We start from the raw sequence: 20,543 nt of genomic DNA on the forward strand, positions 1-20,543 counted from the left end.
GATAGTGAGGTGGATCAGCCCTTGACCGCACCGGAGGTGAGGCCCTTGATCATGTGGCGCTGCAGGACGAGGAAGACGAGAAGGATCGGCAGAATGGTCAGCACCGTCGCAGCCATCACCGCTCCCCAGTTGGTGTAGCCCTCGCTGTTCTGCAGCAGTGTCAAGCCGACCGGGAGCGGCGCGACCGACGAGTCGTCCGACATCAGGAACGGCCAGAGATATTCGTTCCATTCGGTGACGATCGTGATGATGGCGAAGGCCACCATCGTCGGACCCGACAACGGCAGGATGACGCGGAACATCAGCCGCACCGGCCCGGCACCGTCCATGCGCGCGGCCTCGATGATCTCCGGCGGCAACGACAGGAAGTGGTTGCGCATCAGGAAGGTACCGAAGGCAACACCGGCCAGCGGAATGATGATGCCCTGGAACGAGTTACGCCAGCCCAACTCGGAGATGAGCGAGTAGTTGGAGATGACGGTGATCTGATTGGGCACCATCAATGCGGCGATGATGACGAGAAAGACGATGTTCTTGCCCGGGAACCGCAGGAACACCAGACCGTAAGCGCTGAGTACCCCGAGGACGAACTTGATGGACGACACGGCCGTGGTGATGATGATGGAGTTGCGCAGGTAGGTGAAGAACGGCACCTCCGTCGTCGCCTCGTCGTAGTTCTGCGGATGAAAGGCGCTGGGCCACCACGTGACCGGTTGCACGTAGATATCCGGGCGGTCCTTGAACGAGGTGATCAGGATCCAGAACAGCGGCAGCCCGATCATCAGCAGGACGGCGACCATGGCTGCGTAACCGAGGATGTTCGCGCTTCGGCGCGTGCGCTGCGGGTCGCGACTGCGTGAAACCTTCTCCGGCACTGCTGCATCGGGCTTGCTCACCAAGGTCATCGCTGATCGTCCCGATCCATGATTCGTACCTGCACGAGGGTGACGATCAACAGCACGAGGAACAGGATCGTCGCGACGGTGGCACCGTACCCGGCTCGGAAGTTGCGGAACGTCTCCTCGTAGACCTGATAGACCATCGTGGTGGTTCCGGTGCCCAGAGGGCCACCGCGCGTCATGACGTTGATGATGTCGAAGACCTGAAGGGAGTTGAGCAGCACCGTGATCGACAGGAAGAACGTCGTCGGACGTAGTTGCGGTAGAAGCACTTTGCGGAACGTGGTCCAGCGGCTCGCCTGATCGATCTCGGCTGCTTCCATCAGTTCCTTGCGCACACCCTGCAGAGCCGCGAGGTAGATGACGAAGGTGTAGCCCAGGTTCTTCCACAGGTACGTCACGGTGATCATGACCATCGCCCACTTGGGGTCCTGATAGAAATCCGGGACGGTGCCGAGGCCGAAGCGTCGCATCAGGTCCTGCACCAAGCCGAAGTTGGGGTCGAAGACGAACTGGAACGCGATGCCGATCGCTGCGCCGGAGATGACGTACGGGGCGAACACGGCGGAGCGAACGAAGTTGCGGCCCCTCAGCTTTCGATCGAGCAGCAGCGCGAGCACCAGACCGAGCACCAACGAGCCGACGACGGCCGCGACCGTGAACACGACGGTGTTGCCGACGATCTGCCAGGTGTCGTCGCGGGAGGCCCACTCGCGGTAGTTCTCGAAGCCGACGAACGTGGACGTGGGTGAGGACAGGTTCCAGTCGAAGAACGAGAACTGGAAGTTCTCCACCAGCGGCCGATACGTGAACACCGCCAGCAAGGCCAGGTTGGGGCCCACGAGAATCAGGAACAGTGCGTAATCGGTCCACGGCCGCGAGAAAACGCTCTTGTTGCGTGCCGTGGGCAGCACTCGTTCGGTTGTTGCACTCACCGCGAGGACTGTGCTCAGTCCCGACTAACGAACGGTGAACTGAGCCCCAACGCTCACCGTCGCGCAGGCCAAATGCTGCGCGGTGGTGCAGTAACGTGCCCAGCGAGTGTCGTTGGTTCTGAACATGAAGGGAGAAGATGGTGGGCTCGTTCGACGTAGGACTTGCCGATGAGCGGACGCAGCTCGATGAGTTCGTCGAGGAGTACCGCAGCGATCTCGGGGTAGTTCTCGATGGTCTGACCGAAGAGCAGGCCCGCATCCGTTTGGTGCCGTCCGCAACGACGTTGCTCGGGTTGGTCAAACACGTCACATGGATGCAGCGGGTGTGGTTCGAGGAATGTATCGGCGGAACGTCGCGTCTGGAACTCGGTTTGGTACAGAGCCCGGAGGAGTCCTTTCGCCTCGACTCCGCAGACACCGTGTCCACTGTGATGGAGAGCTACCGGGTTGCGTGCGAACGTGCCCGGGCCGCAGTAGAAGACTTCTCTCTCGATGCGGTCGTCACCGGCCACCGTGCTGGGCCGCGTACGGTCCGGTGGGTCTATCTACAGGTTCTTCGCGAACTCGCTCACCACTGCGGCCACGCCGACATCCTTCGGGAGCAAGTGTTGGTCAGTTGATGGAAGGACGGGGGTCCGCAGCTGTTGAGGATCGGCTGGTCGAACCGAGTCGGAGACCAACCTATGTGAGCGGAACTTCGTAGTGGGGGTCGAAGTTCCATGCACGTGCGGCGAAGCCGCTCTAACGGTTCCAGTCTCCGAGTCCGTCGGATCCGCTCAGGGTGCCGCCGTCGGTGTTGACGACGATGACGGGGTCGCCCTTCTGGGCGTTCTCGAAGAACCACTTGCCGTCTTCGGTGCTGACGTTGAGGCAGCCGTGCGAGGAGTTGGAATAACCCTGCTGCGACTCCGACCACGGGGCTGCGTGCACGAAGATGCCGCTGTAGGAGATGCGCGTGGCGTACTCGACGTAAGTGCGGTAGCCCTCCTCTGAGTCCACCGGGACGCCGTAGGTGGACGAGTCCATGTACATGTCGCGGAATCGCTCGCCGACGATATAGGTGCCGTTCGGAGTTTCGTGTCCGACCTTGCCCATCGAGGTGGGCATGGTCTTGACGACCTCACCGTTACGGGTCACGGTGATCTGCTTGGTGTTGTCGTCGGCCGTGGTGATGATCGAGTCGCCGGTGGAGAACTCCGCCTTCGCGCCGCCCGCTTCCACGGTCACCTGGGTATGCGCCGGGTAGAACTCGTTGGGCAGCCACCGCACCTGGGTGTCGTTGATCCAGTAGAAGTGGCCGTCGACGGACGGGTTCGTGGTGACGCGAATGGCCCGGAGCGCGGCATCGCGATCGCCGATGGCCTCGTCGAAGCGGATTGCGATGGGCTGCGCAACTCCGACGACCTCGCCGCCGGACGGGCTGATGCTCGGATCTGCGAAGTTGGCAGGTGCGAGCTGCGGAACGAGCGGCTGGGGTGCGGGGGCTGCGGGATCCGAGGATCCGGGCAAGCCGGGAATGGAGACATCCGGGCCACCCGGCCACAGCGGTGCGGCCTGCGCCGACCCGAATGCTGCAGATGCAGCAAGGGCTGTACCTGCGACGATTGCCCCGATACGGGCGAACCTGCGAGCGCGAACCTGTGATGCCATGTGACCCGACCATCCTTCGTACTGCGTCGTGATGCCCACCAGCAGTGCTGCCACGGGGCAACGCCCATTAACACATACCGCTCGGACATTTGCTAATCGGATATTTCCGAAACGGCCGAAAGAAACCCCGAGTACGAGTACCTTGCGCCAACCCGACCCCGACATTGTCTCAGCCGGCCAGAGCGCATGTGTCGACAGGCCCGGAACGGGTACTAGAGAAGGAACCTCATCCGTCCAGACACCGGCGGTTTCCCGTTCGCGGACTGTTCTCCAGTCCGGTGTCTGAAAAGGGTGGACCGTGGTCGTCGAAGTTTCTTCCCACATCCCCAGCCGTACCCCCGTCGGTCACATCGTCGTCGTCGTACCGGCGCACAACGAACAGGATCTGCTCGACGCCTGCCTGACGGCACTGTCGCGGGCAGAGCGTCGCGTCGTCGAGGTGGCCCCGGTGACCGTATCGACGATCGTCGTGCTCGATGCGTGCACCGACGACTCCGCCTCGATCGCCGCTCGTCACCCGTCGGTGTCGACCGTGGCAGTCGCGCACCGCAACGTCGGAGCGGCCCGGGCAGCCGGATTCGCGAACTACACCTCGGAACTCGCAGCCACCACCTGGTTCGCCACCACCGACGCCGACACCCGGGTGGGCGAGGACTGGCTGCTCGGCCATCTTCGGCACGCCACCGACGGCGCTCGGGCGGTAGCGGGCACGGTGTCCGTCCAGTTCGAGGGCCGTGTCGAAGAAGACGTTCGGCTGCGATCGACGTACGACGCGCATTACCGACACGAACTCGGCCATCCACACGTACACGGCGCCAATCTCGGCATCCGAGCGACGGATTACCTCTCCGTCGGCGGATTCGCGCCGCTGGCCACCGGCGAGGATCACGACCTGGTCCGACGCCTCGAACTCGGCGGCATCGCGTGCCGTCGGGTGTGCGACATCTCGGTCACCACATCGGGCCGCCTGCGAGGCAGAGCGCCCGACGGAATGGCCGAATTCCTACGTTCTCTGGAGCCTTCCGCATGATCGACACCGAATTCCGCGAATCGCTCGACACCCCGAAACAGAACACGGGGCTGCGCGCCGCCTTCCTGGCTTTCGAGGCCGACGGGCGTCTCGACCTGGCCCTGCCCGGGTCGGGCTACACAGACCTGCGATGGCAATCGCTCGCCGCCCTCAGTCGGCACAACACCGTTCTCGGCAGATGGTCGGAGGCGCACACCGATGCGATCGCGATCTTGCACGAACTCGACGGCCCGACGCCTGAGCGCGGTCAGATCTGGGGAGTGTGGGCAGCGGAACCGCCGGCACCGATCCTCGAAGCGGTACAGCAGGATTCGGGCTGGGTTCTCACTGGGACCAAGCCGTGGTGCTCCGGCGCGTCGCTGTGCACGCATGCACTGGTGACCGCCCGCGTGGACGGAAGTCCCCGGCTGTTCGCCGTCGATCTGACACATGAGGGCGTCGCACCGGTACCGAACACATGGCATGCCGTGGGCATGAGCGAGAGCGACTCGGGTTCGGTTGCTTTCGATGCCGTCCCCGCAGTCACCGTCGGAGGTCCGACCGACTACCTGACTCGACCGGGCTTCTGGCACGGGGCGATCGGAGTTTCAGCGGCCTGGTTCGGCAGCGCGTGCGCTGTCGCGGACACCCTGCACGCTGCAGTACGGGAGCGTCCGGATCCACATCGCGCGGCCCATCTCGGTGCCATCGCGGCGGCACTCGGTGCGGCATCGAGCGCGCTGACCACCGCGGCGGCCGAGGTGGACGCAGATCCGTTCGACCGCTCCGGTCGCGCTCGAACGCGGGCCCGGATCGTGCGCGCTGTCGTCGAGGATGCGGCCACGCAGTGCATCGACCGCGTCGGTCGGGCTCTCGGCGCCGGCCCCCTGTGCGGTGATGCAGAGCATGCAGGACGCGTCGCCGACCTCACTGTCTACCTGCGGCAGAGCCACGCCGAGCGCGACCTCGAAGCCCTCGGCCGCGACATCGCCGAGGAAGACAACCCATGGTAGAGAACGCCTTCGACGCCGAAGTCGATCTCGGCACCGCAGAATCGGACTGGATGACGGCCGACTGGTCCGTCCCCGGCCTCGAGTGGAATGACGTCGTCACCATGGTCGTCGTCGCCCCACACCCGGACGACGAAATTCTCGGTGTCGGTGGATTGCTGTCGTTGGCGGCCGCGGCAGGCGTCGACGTGCGGGTGGTCGCGGTGACCGACGGCGACGGCTCGCATCCCGGTTCCCCGACGGTGACGGCCGAGGACCTGCGTGCGCGACGCCCCGTCGAGTCCGAACGCGCACTTGCCGAGCTGGGGATCGACCACTCTCCGACGCGTCTGCACGTCACCGACGGTGCCGTCGAGCAGTACGAGAGTGCAGTGGCCGACGCGTTGATGCCACTGCTCGACGCCACCCCGGGTACCTGGTGCCTGACGCCGTGGCGTGGGGACGGCCATCCCGATCACGAGGCCACCGCGAGAGCCTGTCTCACGGCGGCGAACGCGGTGGGGATACCGGTGGTGGAGTACCCGATCTGGATGTGGCACTGGGCAACTCCGGAGCATCCGGCGGTGCCGTGGACGCGGTGTCGCCGCATCGATCTTCCCCCGCACACCCTCGAAGCCAAGCGAGCATCCATCGAGCAGTTCGACTCTCAGATCCGGCCCCTGTCCGATCACCCCGCGGATCGAGCTGTGTTGCCGCCGCACATCCTGGCCCGCTACCGACGACCGTTCGAGGTGGTGTTCGCATGAGCCAGGATTCTCGAACGAGCCCCAATTCTCCAACGAGCCTCAGCGCCGAGTACTTTCGTGATGTCTATGCGGCCGCGGACGATCCGTTCATGCTCGACAGCAAGTGGTACGAGCGGCGCAAGTATGCGCTGACCATGGCGTCGCTGCCCAAGCCGCAGTACCGGCGGGCATTGGAGCCCGGTTGTTCGATCGGTGTACTCACCGAACAGCTGGCCGCCCGGTGCGAGCACGTGGTGTCGACCGACGTGGTGCAGAGCGCCCTCGACTCTGCTCGGACCCGCGTACAGGACTCGGCTGCAGTGGAATTCGCGCTGTGGTCTCTGACGGACGACTGGTCGGCCCTGCCCGACGCGAAGGAGCCCTTCGATCTGATCGTGGTCTCCGAGGTCGGCTACTACCTCGATGCGGCCGATCTGACGTCGGCCATGAAACGCGTCGTCGATCATCTGGAGATCGGCGGGACGCTCGTGGCGGCGCACTGGCGTCACGACGTGGACGACTATCCGATCTCGGGGGATCGAGTACACGAGATAATCGCCGCAACACCAGGATTGGCATTGCTCAGCCGCTACCTGGACGAGGATGTCCGCATCGAGGTCTTCGTGGCCTCGGACGGTCCAGCGGTGTCGGTCGCGAGTACGGACGGCCTGGACGTACGCTGACGGCTCAGTCGGTGGACTTCGCCGCGTCGATCACAAGCTGTTCGGCGAGGTCGGCGAGTTTGACGTTGGTGTCCTGAGAAAGCTTGGCCAACAACGCGAATGCTGCCTGCGAGTTCAGGTTGTACCGCTCCATCAACATGCCCTTGGCCTGACCGATCATGTCCCGGCTCGTCAACGCGGCCCGGATCTGCTGCTCCTCGCGTGCGGTGGAGAACGCGATGGCGGCGTGAGCAGCGAACAGTGAGCCGATGGATTCGGCCTCGTCCGAGAACGCATTCTTGCGGGTGGAATGCAGGTTCAGAGCGCCGAAGTTGATTCCCTCGACGTAGAGCTGGAAGCAGATCATGCTCTTGACCCCGAGCGCGGACGCAGCGTCTGCGAACAGTGGCCAGCGGGTGTCGCTGTCCATGTCGTCGATTCTGATGGTCTTCTGTTCGATGGCCGATTCGAGGCACGGACCCTCGCCCAGTTGCTCCTGAATCTTGTCGCAGTGGCCGGCAGGCTCACCCGACAGCGCAGCACTGTGCACGAACTTGCCCTGCAGCACGGTGGTGATGGACGCGAACTCCGCAGAGGGGACATTGGCCACTGCCGACTCGGTGATGACGGCCAGAACCCGATCCGGATCCGAATGTTGACGCCGGAGCTTCTCGGCCACCTCGGCCAGCCGTCGACTCAGCTGGAAGTCGGTAACCCGCGGGATTGCCCCCGACGCGTTCAGTGTCTGCTCGCTGATGGTGGTCACCTCGTCCTACTGCTGCACTGCTCCCGCCGCTGAACAGGGGCGCATCCCGACATCGGCGGAATGCCGACACCACAGGATACGCCCCAGGCAGCGAAGCTCGAGAACCGTTAGCGGAGCGTCAGAGAGTGCTGGGCGCGATCAGCGAGTGCACGAACCCGATCTTCTTCACGACGGTCGGCGGCAGCACGAACGGGTAGAGGTCCTGATGACCCATCGAGCGGTTGATCTGGTTCAGTGCCCACGACAGCGGCAGCCACCAGTCGACGATCTGATCGAAGCCGACGTCACCGGGCAACGGGCTCTCCAGCGTCGAACCGGCCGGCGCCATCCCGAACGCCGCAGCAGTGTCCAGGGTGTCGCGGATGTGCAGGTAATGCGCGAAGGTTTCGGCCCAGTCCTCGGCGGGGTGCATGGTGGCGTAGGACGAGACGTAATTGTCTTCCCAGCCGTCGGGTGCACCCTCGCTGTAGTGGCGATCGAGAGCGTCCTGGTAGCTCGAATCCGGATCGCCGAACAGTTCCTCGAACGCTGCTCGATGCTCACCGTCTCCGACCAGCACCATCTGGTAGTAGTGGCCGATCTCGTGTCGGAAGTGCCCGACCAGAGTGCGGTACGGCTCGGACATCGCCACCCGCAACTGCTCGCGATGCACGTCGTCGCCCTCGGCCAGGTCGAGAGTGATCAGACCGTTGTCGTGGCCGGTCATCACCTGCTGATTGGCGCTGGAGAGCAGATCGAACACCAGACCCGTGGACGGGTCCTCGTCTCGTCCCACGATCGGCAGGCCCAGTTCGGTGAGCTCGAGAACGACGCGCCGCTTGTTGGTCTCGGCATCGGCATAGGCGGCCATCGCATCGACATCGTCGTCGGCCGGGCGGGTTCGGGTCAGCCTGCACGACACACAGAGCTCGTCGGCGTCCGCGGTGTCGACCAACCAGTTGCACCGTGCGGTGTTGAGGTTGGCGCACATCTTCCACGTCGTGCCGTCCACCTCGGCTTCGGCGACGCCGTCGTCGGCCTTGTCCGGGAGCACCAGCAGCGCCCTGCTCGGCAGATGGAAGCCGAGTGCGCTCGAGCAGCTCAGACACAGTGAGTTCTCGAACGACAGCTTCTGTCCGCATTTGCGGCAGATGAAATCACGCATGGATGTTCCTTCGTGGCAGGGGTGAGTCGGGCTCGTATTCCCGTTTATCCGCGGACTAATGCCGATTGTCGAATATGTCGTGCATATCTCTCTCGGCGCTGCCGGCCCGCGGCCCGACAACCTTACTCGAGTACGTGGAAGGAAAGCGCAGACGACGGTGTTGGTACAGACTGCTTCACAACACTCTCCGGAAGGACTCGGGCTGCAGATGGCAGATCAGATCACGCCGACGAACCGGCCGATGGCACGCTTCGTCGAACGGATCTCGCGGGCTCGCGGCGAGAGAAACAGCGAGACCTTGGCGGCAGGCTTCCTACTGGCCGCCACCCTGATCGCCCTGATCTGGGCGAACTCACCCCTGGGTGAGACGTATCAGTCGTTCTGGCACACAGAGCTCTCGGTCACCGTCGGCGAGCACGGCATCTCTCTCGATCTGGCCCACTGGGTCAACGACGGGCTCATGGCGCTGTTCTTCTTCGTCGTCGGTCTCGAGGTCAAGCGAGAGTTCGCGATGGGTGAGCTCACCGACCGATCACGCGCCGCCATCCCGATCGTGGCTGCACTCGCCGGACTGGCCGCACCCGCGCTGCTGTTCCTCGCCTTCAACCCTTCCGGCCCGGCAGCCCAGGCGTGGGGTGTCGTCATCTCCACCGACACCGCGTTCCTGCTCGGGGCACTCGCCGTCCTCGGCCCGAAGAAGGCCGCGCGGTTGCGGATCTTTCTGCTCACCCTCGCCGTGGCCGATGACGTGGGCGCGCTGGCGATCATCGCGTTCTTCTACACCGACGATCTCGATGTGGTGCCGTTGGTGTTGGCGTTCATCGGGCTCGGACTGATCTTCCTACTCCGACGGCTCGAGGTGTGGCGCGGTGTCGGATACTTCGTCGTCGCACTGTTCACGTGGGTCGCGATGTACGAGTCGGGGGTTCACCCCACGCTGGCCGGCGTGATGATCGCGCTGATTCTTCCGGTCTACCCGCCGCGCCGCTCCGAGGTGGAGCGAGCATCGGACCTCACCCGCGCCTTCCGTCAATCACCGAATCCCGAGTACGCGCGAGCAGCGAGACTGGGTCTGGATCAAGCTGTCTCGGTCAACGAGAGGCTGATGCGGCTCTATCAGCCGTACACGGCATTCATCATCGTGCCGATCTTCGCGCTCGCCAACGCCGGAGTGGTGCTGAGCTCCGACACCCTCAAGGCCGCATCGACGTCGACGCTCACCTGGGGCATCATCGCCGGTCTCGTCCTCGGCAAGCTCGTCGGAATCACCGGCGCATCAGCCATTTTCGCCAAACTACGGCCCTCGGCGCTGGCACCGGGCCTGACGCTCTCGCACATCGCGGGCGGTGCGGCGATGTCCGGAATCGGATTCACGATCTCACTGTTTATCATCGACCTCGCGCTCGACGACCCGTTACTGGCCGACGAAGCCCGCGTCGGGGTGTTGGCGGCGTCGGTGATCGCCGCGCTGCTCGGCTGGATCCTGTTCCGCATCGACGCGAGGATCCACCCACCGAAAGCCGAAGCGTCACTTCGTATTCTGCGTCCGGTCAGCGCCAAGCGCGATCACATCCGCGGCCCCGTCGACGCTCCGCTGACGATCGTGGAGTACGCCGATTTCGAGTGCCCGTTCTGCAGCAAGGCAACCGGCAGCGTCGCCGAGGTACGCAAGCACTTCGGTGACGACCTCCGGTACGTCTACCGCCACCTCCCACTGGACGACTATCACCCGCATGCCCGCTACGCCGCGTACGCCAGTGAGGCTGCCGCAGCGCAGGGCAAATTCTGGGAGATGGCCGACGTGTTGTTCCGCAACAGCGACGCCCTCGAACCCGACGACATCGATGGTTACGCACGCGAACTCGGCCTCGACATGGACAGATTCGAGGACGACATCCGCACCGGCGACTACGTAGTGCGTGTCGAGGACGACGAACTCGACGCCACCTCCTCCGATGTGGGCGGCACTCCGACGTTCTACCTGGGCCGTGGCGACAAGAACCTGACCCGACATGTCGGACCATACGATGCAGCGACGTTGATTCGGGAACTCGAATCCATGTGAGGGTGGGCCGGGTTGCACCGAACGCGTCCGCGCCGACCGGATCCCGTCGATAGAGCGTCGTAGTGTGCAACCTCGCCCGGCTCCGTCAGCTCTCGGTGCGGTTTCCCTCCGCATCCCAATGCTCGGCGACCTTCTTCGACGGCTGCACTCGCGGCGGCTCGCCGGGCATCTTGGGATAGTCGGGTGGAAAGTTCAGCTCTCCGCCCGGCAGTGTTTCCCACAGGTGGAGAAGGGGTTCGAGCGAGTAGGCCTGGGAATCCATGTCGGCCCACGGGTCGCCGTCCTGCACCAGTTCCGGCACCGTGACGAGGTTGAACTCACGCGGATCGGTGACGTCGGCCAACTGCGACCACGTCATCGGAGTACTGACGGGTGCACCCGGCCGAGCCCGCAGACTCCATGCGCTGGCGATCGTCCGGTCACGGTTGTTCTGGTTGTAATCGATGAAGATGCGTTCTCCACGTTCCTCTTTCCACCAGTTCGTGGTCACCCCGTCGTCGCGACGTTCGAGTTCTCGGCCCAGTCCGATGGCCGCGTGGCGCACCTGCTCGAAGGTGTACTCGGGTTCGATGCGGACGTAGATGTGAATTCCCCGATTACCGCTCGTCTTCGGATAGCCACGTAAGCCCAACTCTTCCAACAGCTCTCGCGTCACGTCGGCGACCCGCAGGGCGTCCGCGAACGTAGTGCCCGGCTGCGGATCGAGATCGAGACGCAACTCGTCGGGATGGTCCACCTCCGGTCGCCGCACCGGCCACGGGTGGAAGGTCAGCGTGCCCATCTGAGCCGCCCACACCAGCGCAGCCGGCTCGGAGGGACACAGCTCCTCGGCAGTGCGCTTGCTGGGGAACGCGATCTTCACCGTCTCGATCCACTCGGGCGCGCCCTTGGGCAATCGCTTCTGATAGAAGCCGTCGCCCTCCTTGTCCTGTGGGCCGAGCGCCAATCGCATGCCCTCGCGATAGCCGTCGGGCCATCGCTCCATAGCGGTGGGGCGGTCGCCGATCGCCCGCATCAACGGCTCGCCGACGGCGGCGAAGTACTCGCACACCTGCAGTTTGGTGATGTCGGGAGTGCGCTCGGTCGCCTCGTAGATCACGCGATCGGGGCTCGATACTCGTACCTCGCGTTCGCCGACCTGCACGAACGCCGGTGGCGTCTTTGCGGCCATGGCTATCGCCCTCCGGCAATGACATCGGCGACGTCGTAGCGCACCGGAACCTCGAGCTGATCGTAGGCGCACGAGCGCGGCTCGCGATCCGGTCGCCAGCGCAGGAACCGGGCCACATGCCGTAGCCGTGCACCTTCCATCTGGTCGTAGGCCACCTCGATGACCCGCTCGATGCGCACCGGAATCCAGTTGCGATCGTTGGACGAGTTCCAGCGGGTCGCCTCCCCGTCGTACGTGACGTCCTCGCCGAGTCGAAGTGGCTCCAGTTCTTCGAGCAACTCCAGTCGCCGCTTGTCGGTGAACGCCGACGCACCGCCGATCATCCGCAGATCGTCACCATCGTAAAGACCGAGCAGTAGCGATCCGATACCGTTGCCGGACTTGTGAATTCGATACCCGATCAAGACGCAGTCTGCAGTGCGGGCATGCTTGATCTTGACCATCTCGCGCTTGTTCGGCAGATAGAGCCCGTCGAGCTTCTTGGCCACCACACCGTCGAGCCCGGCACCTTCGAACCGCTCGAACCAATCCTCGGCCACCGCCGCATCATCGGTGGCGGAGGTGACGAAGCAGCTCGGCCCGCCGGTGCCGACCGCGTCGAGCAATCTCGACCGACGTGTCGAGAACGACTCGCTCGTCAGGTCCTCGTCGCCGACGGCCAACAGGTCGAATCCGATGAACTGCGCGGGTGTCTTCTCCGCCAGCATCGTCACCCGACTCGCCGCGGGGTGAATTCGCTCCGACAACGACTCCCAATCCAGGCGAGTGGAACCGTTCTTCTCCCGGGGAACGACGATTTCACCGTCGACGACGATCTTCTCCGGCAGCTCGGCCTTGACCGCCTCGACCAACTCCGGGAAATACCGCGCCAGGTCCTTGCCCCCGCGTGAACCGAGCACCACCTCGTCACCGTCGCGGAAGACGATGGCGCGAAACCCGTCCCATTTCGGCTCGTAGGACCACACCGGTGGCCCGTCCTCGGGCTGGGCGGGCACCACTTTGGCTGCTTTGGCGAGCATCGGCGCGACCGGCACGGCAAGAGGAAGATCCACGCAGATCATCCTGCCTCATGCGGCCGACAACCGAGTCCGATATTTTCTACACACAGACGATCGATGCACACAGCACGGTTGAATTCACGAGGGCAGGACTCACCATGGCGTCATCCAACCGTTCGGTCCGCGCTCTCGTTCTCGCGTTGACGGCGTGCACGGCCCTGATACTCGCCGGGTGTGCCTCGGAAGTGTCCGGTACCGCCGTCGCCATCTCGGGCGCCACCATCGCGCCCACCACGACGAGTGCTCCTCGCACCACCGCTGCTCCAACCCCCGACATCGACGACGGCGGCAGCGTCGACATCGATGTGGAGATCGGCGAGTGCGTGAACCTCGGCGGAACGGTCGACGAGGCCACGATCGCCAATGCGACGTGCGGATCGCCCGAGTCCAACTACGTCGTCTTCGCCAAGACGCCCACCTCGGCCGAATGTCCCGCGGACGCCGATCAGTACTACTACGAGACCTACTTCGACATCGAGCAGGGAGCCCTGTGCCTCGACATCGACTGGGTTGTCGGCGGATGCATGGACATCGTCGGTGAGTTCGCCCAGCGCGTCGACTGCGCCACTCCCGGTGCCGACACTCGCCGCGTCGTGACGATCCTGCAGGGCACCTCCTCGGTCGACGATTGCCCCGACCCTGCTCTCTACGGATACGAGAAAGACACCCGCAACTTCGTCGTCTGCGTAGAACGCTTGTGACCGCTGAGGGCATCGCACTCTCCAGCGCCAGGGGGCGGTGGATCGTTGCGACCACCGTGCTCGGTTCGGCTCTGGCGATGCTCGACGCCACCGTGGTCAATATCGCGTTACCAGCGATCGGCCGCGACCTCGGTGCAGGCGTCACCGGTCTGCAATGGACTCTCAGCGGCTACACCCTCGCGCTCGCCTCGCTGATTCTGCTCGGCGGCTCTCTCGGTGACCGACTCGGGCGCAGACGGGTGTTCATCTGGGGCACAGTCTGGTTCGCGGCCGCGTCGGTGCTGTGTGGCCTCGCTCCCAACATCGAGGTGCTGATCGCGGCTCGGCTGCTGCAGGGCGTGGTAGCGGCGTTGCTCACTCCCGGTTCGCTGGCACTGATCTCGGCGTCCATCAAGGCCGAGGATCGGGGCGCGGCGATCGGGCTCTGGTCGGGTCTGGGCGGCGTCGCGTCGGCCATCGGTCCACTGCTCGGCGGCTGGTTGGTCGACGCCGTCGGCTGGCGTGCGGTGTTCCTGATCAACATCCCACTCGCTGTCGTGGTCGTGTCGGTGGCTGCGAAACATGTTCCGGAGAGCCGAGATCCGCACGCGTCCGGTCGCCTCGACGTGCCGGGCGCGGTGACGGTCGCGGCGGCATTGGGTCTGCTCACGTACGGGTTGATCGAGTCGCACACCATGGCGCTGGTACTCGGGGTTGTCGCGGTCGGCGTGTTCGTGGTGATCGAGCGCCGCTCGCACGATCCACTGGTGCCACCGTCACTGTTTGCTTCCCGAGTGTTCTTGGCGGCCAACCTCGTTACCTTCGCCGTCTATGCGGCCCTGGGCGGCGTGTTCTTCCTTCTGGTGCTGCAGTTGCAGTTCGCCGTGGGCTACTCGCCCATCGCGGCCGGAGTGTCGACGCTGCCGATCACAGCCCTGATGCTCGTACTGTCTGCCCGCGCGGGCCGAGTGGCCGGGCGTATCGGACCACGAATTCCGATGACGGTCGGGCCACTGCTGTCGGCTCTCGGGTTGCTGCTGATGCTGCGCATCGGTCCTGGATCCAGTTATGTCGCAGACATTCTGCCTGCGGTCGTCGTGTTCGGTCTCGGCTTGTCCGCGCTCGTCGCCCCGCTGACCGCGGCCGTACTGGGTGCGGTGTCCACCGATCGAGCCGGCATCGCGTCGGGGGTCAACAACGCCGTGGCCCGCACCAGCCAACTTCTGGCTGTGGCTGCCCTGCCTGCCCTCGCGGGTATCGCCGGCTCCGATTACTCTGCGCCGGAGGTGTTCTCGGCCGGCTTCCACACAGCGATGCTCCTGTGTGCCGGACTGTTGCTGATCGGTGCCGTCATCGCGGCGGTACTGATCCGCGGTACCGGCGACACGTCGAACTGCCCACCGCACTGCGACATGGGGTCACCACCGATGGCACCGCGTCGGAGCGCGTGACTCAGCGGACGATCAGCACCGAACAGTCGGCGTGGTGCACGAGATTCTGGCTGACCGATCCGAGAATTGCACCGCGGAGGACACCTCGCCCCCGAGAACCCACCACGATCATCGACGCGGACGCCGACATCGCACGCAGACCTCGTGTCGGGCTCGACTGGGTGCTCACGGTCGTCAGCGTCACCTCCGGGTACTTCTCGTGCATCTTCTCCACATGCGCATCGAGCCAATGCTTTTCGTGTGCCCGGACGCTCACCCAGTCGATGCCCTCGAATCCCGTTCCCAGACCCGGCTGGGCCGCGAATCCCCAGTAGTTCGCCGCAACCACCGGTGCACCGACGGTGTGCGCGAACTCGAGCGCGGCACTCAACGCTCGATCCGACTGCTCACTCCCGTCGACACCCACCACGATGGGCCTGGCGGGATCGGCGCTCTCCCCACCACCACGCACGAGCAGCACGGGGCAATGCGCGTGTGTGACGACCCGGAGGGTGTTGCTACCCAAGGTCAGGTCGCGTAGTGCACTCGATTTCCTCGATCCCAGCACGATCAATTCTGCGTCGGCATTCGACAGGTACGACGCGATCGTCCCATCGACGGTGACGATATCGACGGACACCTCGGGTGCCGCGTCGTGCATCGCACCGGCCGCACGAGTGAGGTGCTTTCGCCCGATGATGCGGAGGTCGCGCTCGAGCGCACCGCCGTCGACGAACGCTGCCGATCCGTACCAATCCCCCTCGGGGACAGCGTGAATCAACCGAACTGATGCATGTGTCTTCGACGCATAGGTGGCCGCCCACAGCGCTGCGGTATCGGCCTCGGTGGAGCCGTCGATGCCCACCAGGATGGGAAGCACTCGGTCGGTGGAATTGCTCATGATGTGTTCCTGTCTCGATGATGCTGCCGTCGGGTCGGTCAGGGGCGGAACAGGGCAGTTACCGCGTCTGTGTCGATATCGGTGCGGCATCCGCTCGATTCGAGCTCGACGTAGAAAGTCTCGTAGCCGCGCGGGTCGGCCCCGCTCACGCCGGTGCTGCGTCGCTCGAACACGCGCACCCCTGGCCACCGGTCGAGTACCGCCGTTCTCAGATCGTGCCCATCCGGCGACGTTCCGGCGAGAGGTCCGGACTCCGCGATCATCACCGCGTACACAGTTCCGTCGGCCGACGCAGTGGTCACCGGAAAGACTGCCGATCCTGTCGATGCCGGTCTGTCGACCGTGATGGAATCGGTCTCCATCCGCCGGGTGCCTGCGATCACTCGTGCGTCGTTCGTCATCTCCGGGCTCCTTCTGTAGTCGAGTCTCTGCAGATCATCACCGGGCAGTGGGCGTGCCGCGTGAGGTTGCTACTGGTCGACCCGAACAGTGCCCGGGCCACCACTCCTCGACCGTGACTGCCGACAACCACCAGACCGGCTCGTTTGGACAGGTCGACCAACAAATGCGCGGGGTTTCCCTGTTGCACAATATGTTCGACGCTGACATCCGGATACTTCTCGGCCCACCCGGCCAGACATTCGGACATCAGCATCCGCTGTTCACGCTCGAACTCCATGGGGTCGGGTGATCCGGGTAGAGAGAGCGCCGCCCCCTGCGACAACGAGTTCCAGGCAAGCGCGGCGATCAACGACACGCCGAACAACGAGGCCAGCTCGAAGGCTTGTCCGACGGCCACCTCACTGGTCGCGCTGCCGTCGATACCGACGAGAATCGGTGCGTCGACGGTCTCGGCTCCCTCCCGCCACACGATCACCGGGCACTGGGCCACGTTCGAGATCTCTTGCGTCGTACTCCCGAACAATGCGGACACGATCGGACCCGAACCGGAATTGCCGACGACGAGCATGCGCGCGGTACGAGAGAGTTCGACCATCATTGCGCATGCGGACGTCTCCTCCACCGAGGTGGTCACTGCACTGTTCGGATGCCGGGCCAGCACAGCGGCAGCAACGTCCGTGACGACGCGTTCGGCCGTGTGCCGCTGCTCGTCCCACACGTCCCTCGGTATCACCGATGCGGACTCGCCCAGGTAGAACGCGGGCTGCTGTACGGCTCCGGCAATGTGCATCGGAGAACCCAATCTCTCCGCGATGGTCGCCGCCCAGAGAGCAGCGCTGACACTGTTCGGCGAACCATCCACGCCCACAACGATTCTCTGATGAGCTGCAAGAATCACGATTGTCTCCTGTTCGGTGTACGGGCGGGCGCAGACAGCACCGACGCCACGGCGTGTCGAGGGGTTCGGGGTGGCGGCGAGCCGATCATGGGTGTGCCGACTCGAATCAGCAGCTGCGTCAGACCGTTTCGCGGGGCCAGGGACTCGACCAGGTGCCTGCTTCCCGACTGTTCCGTCAGGTGCGTCAGGGGGCATGTCGCCAGCCCGTCCGCGGTCGCGGCCAACAGGAATGCGGACATGGCTCGGCCGCACTGCAACCAATCGAGGCGCTCGTCCGATGCCGTGCCGAGCAACACCACCGTGGACTCGTCCTCGACCGGCTCGGTCGTGACCGTTGTGGCGACCCGATGCGGTTCGGGAAATTGCCTGCCGACCTGCACCCTCGACGTCTCGGCCCGGTTCGTCAGCGCCTCCGGCGGAATTCCTCCCGAGCGGAACGAGTGCCCGGCCCACCATCTGATCTCTGCCTGATAGGTCGCGTCGTACTTTCGCACGCTCGCGCTCAGTGTCGAGGCCTTCGCCAACGTCTGTTTGGACTCTGCCGACAGGACGGTCATCTCCGTGCCGTACTGCGCCTGACGGAGGTACCGAGTCAGAATACGATTGCTCGGCACCGGTCCGAACGCCCGCCGATCCGAGTGGCGGCGGTTGATCGCAGCCAACAGATCGAACTCGTGCGAGCGAGGATGTGCGTCGTGCACGAAGCGAACGTGCGCCAGATGATCGGGCGCACCCGGTGTGGGCAGCAGATCGATCTCGGTCGTCCACCTGAACGCCGCGGCGGCCTTCTCGAGGTGGTCCAACGCTGCCCCGCAGCTCAACACCATCTGTCGCTCGGTCGGGTCTATCACCCCGAGCAACCGTGAGCTGTCGGTGTACAGATCGAGTCCGCGTGAGGAGTAGGTCCACCGCCACGGCTGACTGTTGTGCACCGACGGTGCCCGACACGCGAGCTCCACCAGCATCTCCACCACGGCCGTATCCGGCTGATCGTTCATCGACTCTCCTCGACCTCCCACCCCGACGCGGTGGCTGCACCCACTGTCGCCCCGAGCTCGCGGTGCTCGACAGGGCCATTCGTCACTTGATGGAGGGCATTCCGGTCAGGGAGTTGGGTGCAGGCCGATAGACGGCGGCAACCACAGGTTTAGTGTTGACGACGAATGCGACTCAGGAGCGGAACCTGAGGACGCGCGTCCGCCGACCGCTCAGGAGAGTCATGACGACCCCGCAGAATCCCTCGGAAAAGCAATCCCCCGACATCGACGTCAAACCGCGTAGTCGCGACGTCACCGATGGACTGGAGAAGACGGCAGCGCGCGGCATGCTCCGCGCCGTCGGCATGGGCGACGACGACTGGGTCAAGTCCCAGATCGGTGTCGCATCGTCGTGGAACGAGATCACCCCGTGCAACCTCTCGCTCGAGAGGCTGGCCAAAGAGGTCAAGAAGGGCGTTCACGCGGCCGGCGGGTACCCGTTGGAATTCGGCACCATCTCGGTGTCCGACGGCATCTCGATGGGCCACGAGGGCATGCACTTCTCGCTTGTCTCCCGTGAGGTCATCGCCGACAGCGTCGAAACCGTCATCAGCGCCGAGCGCCTCGACGGCTCGGTCCTGCTCGCCGGGTGCGACAAGTCTCTGCCCGGAATGCTCATGGCCGCAGCACGTCTGGATCTGGCGAGCGTGTTCCTCTACGCCGGTTCCACGCTGCCCGGCTTCGCCACCCTGTCCGACGGCAGCGAGCACCAGGTGACGATCATCGACGCATTCGAAGCGGTCGGGGCCTGTTCACGCGGACTGATGTCGCGGGCCGACGTCGACACCATCGAACGCGCCATCTGCCCCGGTGAAGGTGCCTGCGGCGGAATGTACACCGCCAACACGATGGCCAGCGCAGCCGAGGCCATGGGAATGTCGTTGCCCGGCAGCGCTTCTCCGCCTGCCCCGGATCGTCGTCGCGACGGATTTGCACACGCCAGCGGCGAGGCCGTCGTCGACCTTCTCCGACGCGGCATCCGCACCAGCGACATCCTCACCAAGGAAGCGTTCGAGAACGCCATCGCCGTCGTCATGGCCTTCGGTGGCTCCACCAACGCCGTCCTGCATCTCCTCGCCATCGCCCACGAAGCGCAGGTCGAGCTGACCCTGGCCGACTTCACCCGCGTCGGCGCAAAGGTTCCCCACCTCGCGGACGTCAAGCCGTTCGGCAAGCACGTCATGACCGACGTCGACGCCATCGGCGGAGTACCCGTCGTGATGAAGGCTCTGCTCGACGCCGGCCTGATGCACGGCGACTGCATGACGGTCACCGGCAAGACCGTGGCGCAGAACCTCGCTCACATCGCACCACCCGATCCCGACGGCAAGGTGCTGCGCGCACTCGACAAGCCGATCCACCCGACCGGCGGCATCACCATTCTCGAGGGCTCACTTGCTCCGGGCGGGGCCGTCGTCAAGTCCGCAGGCTTCGACTCCGACGTATTCGTCGGTACCGCACGAGTTTTCGAACGCGAGCGCGCGGCAATGGATGCTCTGGAGAACGGAACCATCACCGCCGGCGATGTCGTCGTCATCCGCTACGAGGGCCCCAAGGGCGGTCCGGGAATGCGTGAGATGCTCGCGATCACCGGAGCGATCAAGGGCGCGGGCCTCGGCAAGGATGTCCTGCTGCTCACCGACGGACGGTTCTCCGGCGGCACCACGGGCCTGTGCGTCGGACACGTTGCTCCCGAGGCAGTCGACGGCGGTCCCATCGCCTTCGTCCGCGACGGTGACCAAATCCGACTCGACGTCGGCAAGGGCACACTCGACCTCCTGGTCAACGCAGCCGAACTGGAGTCCCGCGCACAGGGTTGGGCTCCGCTGCCGCCGCGCTACACCCGCGGAGTGCTGGCGAAGTACTCGAAGCTGGTGGGATCGGCCTCGAACGGTGCGGTGCTGATCTAGCACTGGCCTCCCCTCTCCCCGGCCCATCCCCCGCCGCGTCAATGGACCACTGCATACGTCTGAGAAGTGCAAGGGTTCATTCACGCAGCGATGCCCCGCGCGTGAATGAACCACTGCACACGTCTCGGCGATGCAATGGCCCATTCACGCGAGCGGGGCGAACGCTGGCGAGGGTGGGCGGGGTTGGGTGG

Annotated in this window: 20 protein-coding genes; 9 read left to right on the plus strand and 11 right to left on the minus strand. The window is 64.8% G+C overall.

What is annotated here, in order from left to right:
• Window positions 1-14: 14 nt before the first annotated feature.
• Window positions 15-905, minus strand: a complete 891-nt coding sequence (locus CH294_RS07900; RefSeq protein WP_094737575.1) for a carbohydrate ABC transporter permease — start codon at window positions 903-905, stop codon at window positions 15-17.
• Window positions 902-1,834: a sugar ABC transporter permease gene (locus CH294_RS07905; RefSeq protein ID WP_170944638.1), complete on the minus strand. Its 933-nt coding sequence runs from the start codon at window positions 1,832-1,834 to the stop codon at window positions 902-904. The genes CH294_RS07900 and CH294_RS07905 overlap by 4 nt, the downstream gene beginning before the upstream one ends.
• 137 nt (window positions 1,835-1,971) lie before the next feature.
• Between CH294_RS07905 and CH294_RS07910 the strand changes: the two genes are divergently transcribed.
• A complete protein-coding gene (locus CH294_RS07910; RefSeq protein WP_212709775.1) occupies window positions 1,972-2,454 on the plus strand; it encodes a DinB family protein in 483 nt (160 codons plus the stop codon).
• A gap of 121 nt (window positions 2,455-2,575) precedes the next feature.
• Here the strand turns inward: CH294_RS07910 and CH294_RS07915 are convergent, their stop codons facing one another.
• A complete protein-coding gene (locus tag CH294_RS07915; RefSeq protein ID WP_094608768.1) occupies window positions 2,576-3,484 on the minus strand; it encodes a L,D-transpeptidase in 909 nt (302 codons plus the stop codon).
• A 298-nt stretch (window positions 3,485-3,782) separates the two neighbouring features.
• Here CH294_RS07915 and CH294_RS07920 point away from each other — a divergent pair, with 298 nt between their 5' ends.
• The 4 genes from CH294_RS07920 to CH294_RS07935 are packed head-to-tail and all read left to right on the plus strand — an operon-like array spanning window position 3,783 to window position 6,911.
• A complete protein-coding gene (locus tag CH294_RS07920; RefSeq protein ID WP_230592447.1) occupies window positions 3,783-4,514 on the plus strand; it encodes a glycosyltransferase in 732 nt (243 codons plus the stop codon).
• A complete protein-coding gene (locus CH294_RS07925) occupies window positions 4,511-5,506 on the plus strand; it encodes an acyl-CoA dehydrogenase family protein (protein WP_249305144.1) in 996 nt (331 codons plus the stop codon). Before CH294_RS07920 ends, CH294_RS07925 begins: the two co-directional genes overlap by 4 nt.
• Entirely contained in the window at window positions 5,500-6,249 is a 750-nt protein-coding gene (locus CH294_RS07930; protein WP_094737576.1) for a PIG-L family deacetylase, read from the plus strand. Before CH294_RS07925 ends, CH294_RS07930 begins: the two co-directional genes overlap by 7 nt.
• Entirely contained in the window at window positions 6,246-6,911 is a 666-nt protein-coding gene (locus CH294_RS07935; protein WP_094737577.1) for an SAM-dependent methyltransferase, read from the plus strand. Before CH294_RS07930 ends, CH294_RS07935 begins: the two co-directional genes overlap by 4 nt.
• A 4-nt stretch (window positions 6,912-6,915) precedes the next feature.
• Here the strand turns inward: CH294_RS07935 and CH294_RS07940 are convergent, their stop codons facing one another.
• Window positions 6,916-7,656, minus strand: coding sequence for a GAF and ANTAR domain-containing protein (locus tag CH294_RS07940; RefSeq protein ID WP_094608756.1), 741 nt, complete (start codon window positions 7,654-7,656; stop codon window positions 6,916-6,918).
• Between the two features lie 118 nt (window positions 7,657-7,774).
• A complete protein-coding gene (locus CH294_RS07945; protein ID WP_032402840.1) occupies window positions 7,775-8,800 on the minus strand; it encodes a putative zinc-binding metallopeptidase in 1,026 nt (341 codons plus the stop codon).
• 208 nt (window positions 8,801-9,008) lie between these two features.
• On the opposite strand from CH294_RS07945, the gene nhaA reads away from it, so the two are divergent.
• Window positions 9,009-10,865 (plus strand): Na+/H+ antiporter NhaA, encoded by a 1,857-nt coding sequence (gene nhaA / locus CH294_RS07950; RefSeq protein WP_094608757.1) that lies wholly within the window; start codon window positions 9,009-9,011, stop codon window positions 10,863-10,865.
• Window positions 10,866-10,950: 85 nt separating this feature from the next.
• On the opposite strand, the gene CH294_RS07955 is transcribed toward nhaA, so the two are convergent.
• Window positions 10,951-12,036, minus strand: coding sequence for a DNA polymerase domain-containing protein (locus CH294_RS07955; RefSeq protein WP_032402842.1), 1,086 nt, complete (start codon window positions 12,034-12,036; stop codon window positions 10,951-10,953).
• Window positions 12,037-12,038: 2 nt separating this feature from the next.
• Window positions 12,039-13,088: an ATP-dependent DNA ligase gene (locus CH294_RS07960; protein ID WP_094737587.1), complete on the minus strand. Its 1,050-nt coding sequence runs from the start codon at window positions 13,086-13,088 to the stop codon at window positions 12,039-12,041.
• Between the two features lie 104 nt (window positions 13,089-13,192).
• Here CH294_RS07960 and CH294_RS07965 point away from each other — a divergent pair, with 104 nt between their 5' ends.
• Together CH294_RS07965 and CH294_RS07970 are read left to right on the plus strand one after the other, a co-directional pair.
• Window positions 13,193-13,795 carry a hypothetical protein gene (locus tag CH294_RS07965; RefSeq protein ID WP_094703238.1) on the plus strand — a complete coding sequence of 201 codons (603 nt, stop codon included), beginning with the start codon at window positions 13,193-13,195 and terminating at the stop codon, window positions 13,793-13,795.
• Window positions 13,792-15,225: an MFS transporter gene (locus CH294_RS07970; RefSeq protein WP_094737578.1), complete on the plus strand. Its 1,434-nt coding sequence runs from the start codon at window positions 13,792-13,794 to the stop codon at window positions 15,223-15,225. Before CH294_RS07965 ends, CH294_RS07970 begins: the two co-directional genes overlap by 4 nt.
• 1 nt (window position 15,226) lies before the next feature.
• Here CH294_RS07970 and CH294_RS07975 read toward each other — a convergent pair whose 3' ends face one another.
• Genes CH294_RS07975 through CH294_RS07990 form a run of 4 tightly spaced genes read right to left on the minus strand, consistent with a single transcriptional unit; the run spans window position 15,227 to window position 18,403 of the window.
• Entirely contained in the window at window positions 15,227-16,105 is an 879-nt protein-coding gene (locus tag CH294_RS07975; RefSeq protein ID WP_170944639.1) for a universal stress protein, read from the minus strand.
• A gap of 38 nt (window positions 16,106-16,143) precedes the next feature.
• Window positions 16,144-16,506 carry a hypothetical protein gene (locus tag CH294_RS07980; protein ID WP_094737580.1) on the minus strand — a complete coding sequence of 121 codons (363 nt, stop codon included), beginning with the start codon at window positions 16,504-16,506 and terminating at the stop codon, window positions 16,144-16,146.
• The gene (locus CH294_RS07985; RefSeq protein WP_170944640.1) at window positions 16,503-17,405 is read right to left on the minus strand and encodes a universal stress protein; all 903 of its coding nucleotides are present in this window, start codon (window positions 17,403-17,405) and stop codon (window positions 16,503-16,505) included. Before CH294_RS07985 ends, CH294_RS07980 begins: the two co-directional genes overlap by 4 nt.
• Window positions 17,402-18,403, minus strand: coding sequence for a nitroreductase family protein (locus tag CH294_RS07990; RefSeq protein WP_094737582.1), 1,002 nt, complete (start codon window positions 18,401-18,403; stop codon window positions 17,402-17,404). The genes CH294_RS07985 and CH294_RS07990 overlap by 4 nt, the downstream gene beginning before the upstream one ends.
• Before the next feature lie 221 nt (window positions 18,404-18,624).
• Here CH294_RS07990 and ilvD point away from each other — a divergent pair, with 221 nt between their 5' ends.
• On the plus strand, window positions 18,625-20,352 hold the full coding sequence (ilvD, locus tag CH294_RS07995) for a dihydroxy-acid dehydratase (RefSeq protein WP_094737583.1): 1,728 nt from the start codon (window positions 18,625-18,627) through the stop codon (window positions 20,350-20,352).
• Window positions 20,353-20,543 lie beyond the last annotated feature (191 nt).

The sequence above is a fragment of the Rhodococcus sp. 14-2483-1-1 genome, from assembly GCF_002259335.1.
GTDB lineage: Bacteria > Actinomycetota > Actinomycetes > Mycobacteriales > Mycobacteriaceae > Rhodococcoides.

Coding starts and splice junctions, on each gene's coding strand:
- CH294_RS07900 (WP_094737575.1), bottom strand. CDS start 905: ATGACCTTGGTGAGCAAGCCCGATGCAGCAGTGCCGGAGAAGGTTTCA.
- CH294_RS07910 (WP_212709775.1), top strand. CDS start 1,972: ATGGTGGGCTCGTTCGACGTAGGACTTGCCGATGAGCGGACGCAGCTC.
- CH294_RS07915 (WP_094608768.1), bottom strand. CDS start 3,484: ATGGCATCACAGGTTCGCGCTCGCAGGTTCGCCCGTATCGGGGCAATC.
- CH294_RS07925 (WP_249305144.1), top strand. CDS start 4,511: ATGATCGACACCGAATTCCGCGAATCGCTCGACACCCCGAAACAGAAC.
- CH294_RS07930 (WP_094737576.1), top strand. CDS start 5,500: ATGGTAGAGAACGCCTTCGACGCCGAAGTCGATCTCGGCACCGCAGAA.
- CH294_RS07935 (WP_094737577.1), top strand. CDS start 6,246: ATGAGCCAGGATTCTCGAACGAGCCCCAATTCTCCAACGAGCCTCAGC.
- CH294_RS07945 (WP_032402840.1), bottom strand. CDS start 8,800: ATGCGTGATTTCATCTGCCGCAAATGCGGACAGAAGCTGTCGTTCGAG.
- nhaA (WP_094608757.1), top strand. CDS start 9,009: ATGGCAGATCAGATCACGCCGACGAACCGGCCGATGGCACGCTTCGTC.
- CH294_RS07955 (WP_032402842.1), bottom strand. CDS start 12,036: ATGGCCGCAAAGACGCCACCGGCGTTCGTGCAGGTCGGCGAACGCGAG.
- CH294_RS07965 (WP_094703238.1), top strand. CDS start 13,193: ATGGCGTCATCCAACCGTTCGGTCCGCGCTCTCGTTCTCGCGTTGACG.
- CH294_RS07975 (WP_170944639.1), bottom strand. CDS start 16,105: ATGAGCAATTCCACCGACCGAGTGCTTCCCATCCTGGTGGGCATCGAC.
- CH294_RS07980 (WP_094737580.1), bottom strand. CDS start 16,506: ATGACGAACGACGCACGAGTGATCGCAGGCACCCGGCGGATGGAGACC.
- CH294_RS07990 (WP_094737582.1), bottom strand. CDS start 18,403: ATGAACGATCAGCCGGATACGGCCGTGGTGGAGATGCTGGTGGAGCTC.
- ilvD (WP_094737583.1), top strand. CDS start 18,625: ATGACGACCCCGCAGAATCCCTCGGAAAAGCAATCCCCCGACATCGAC.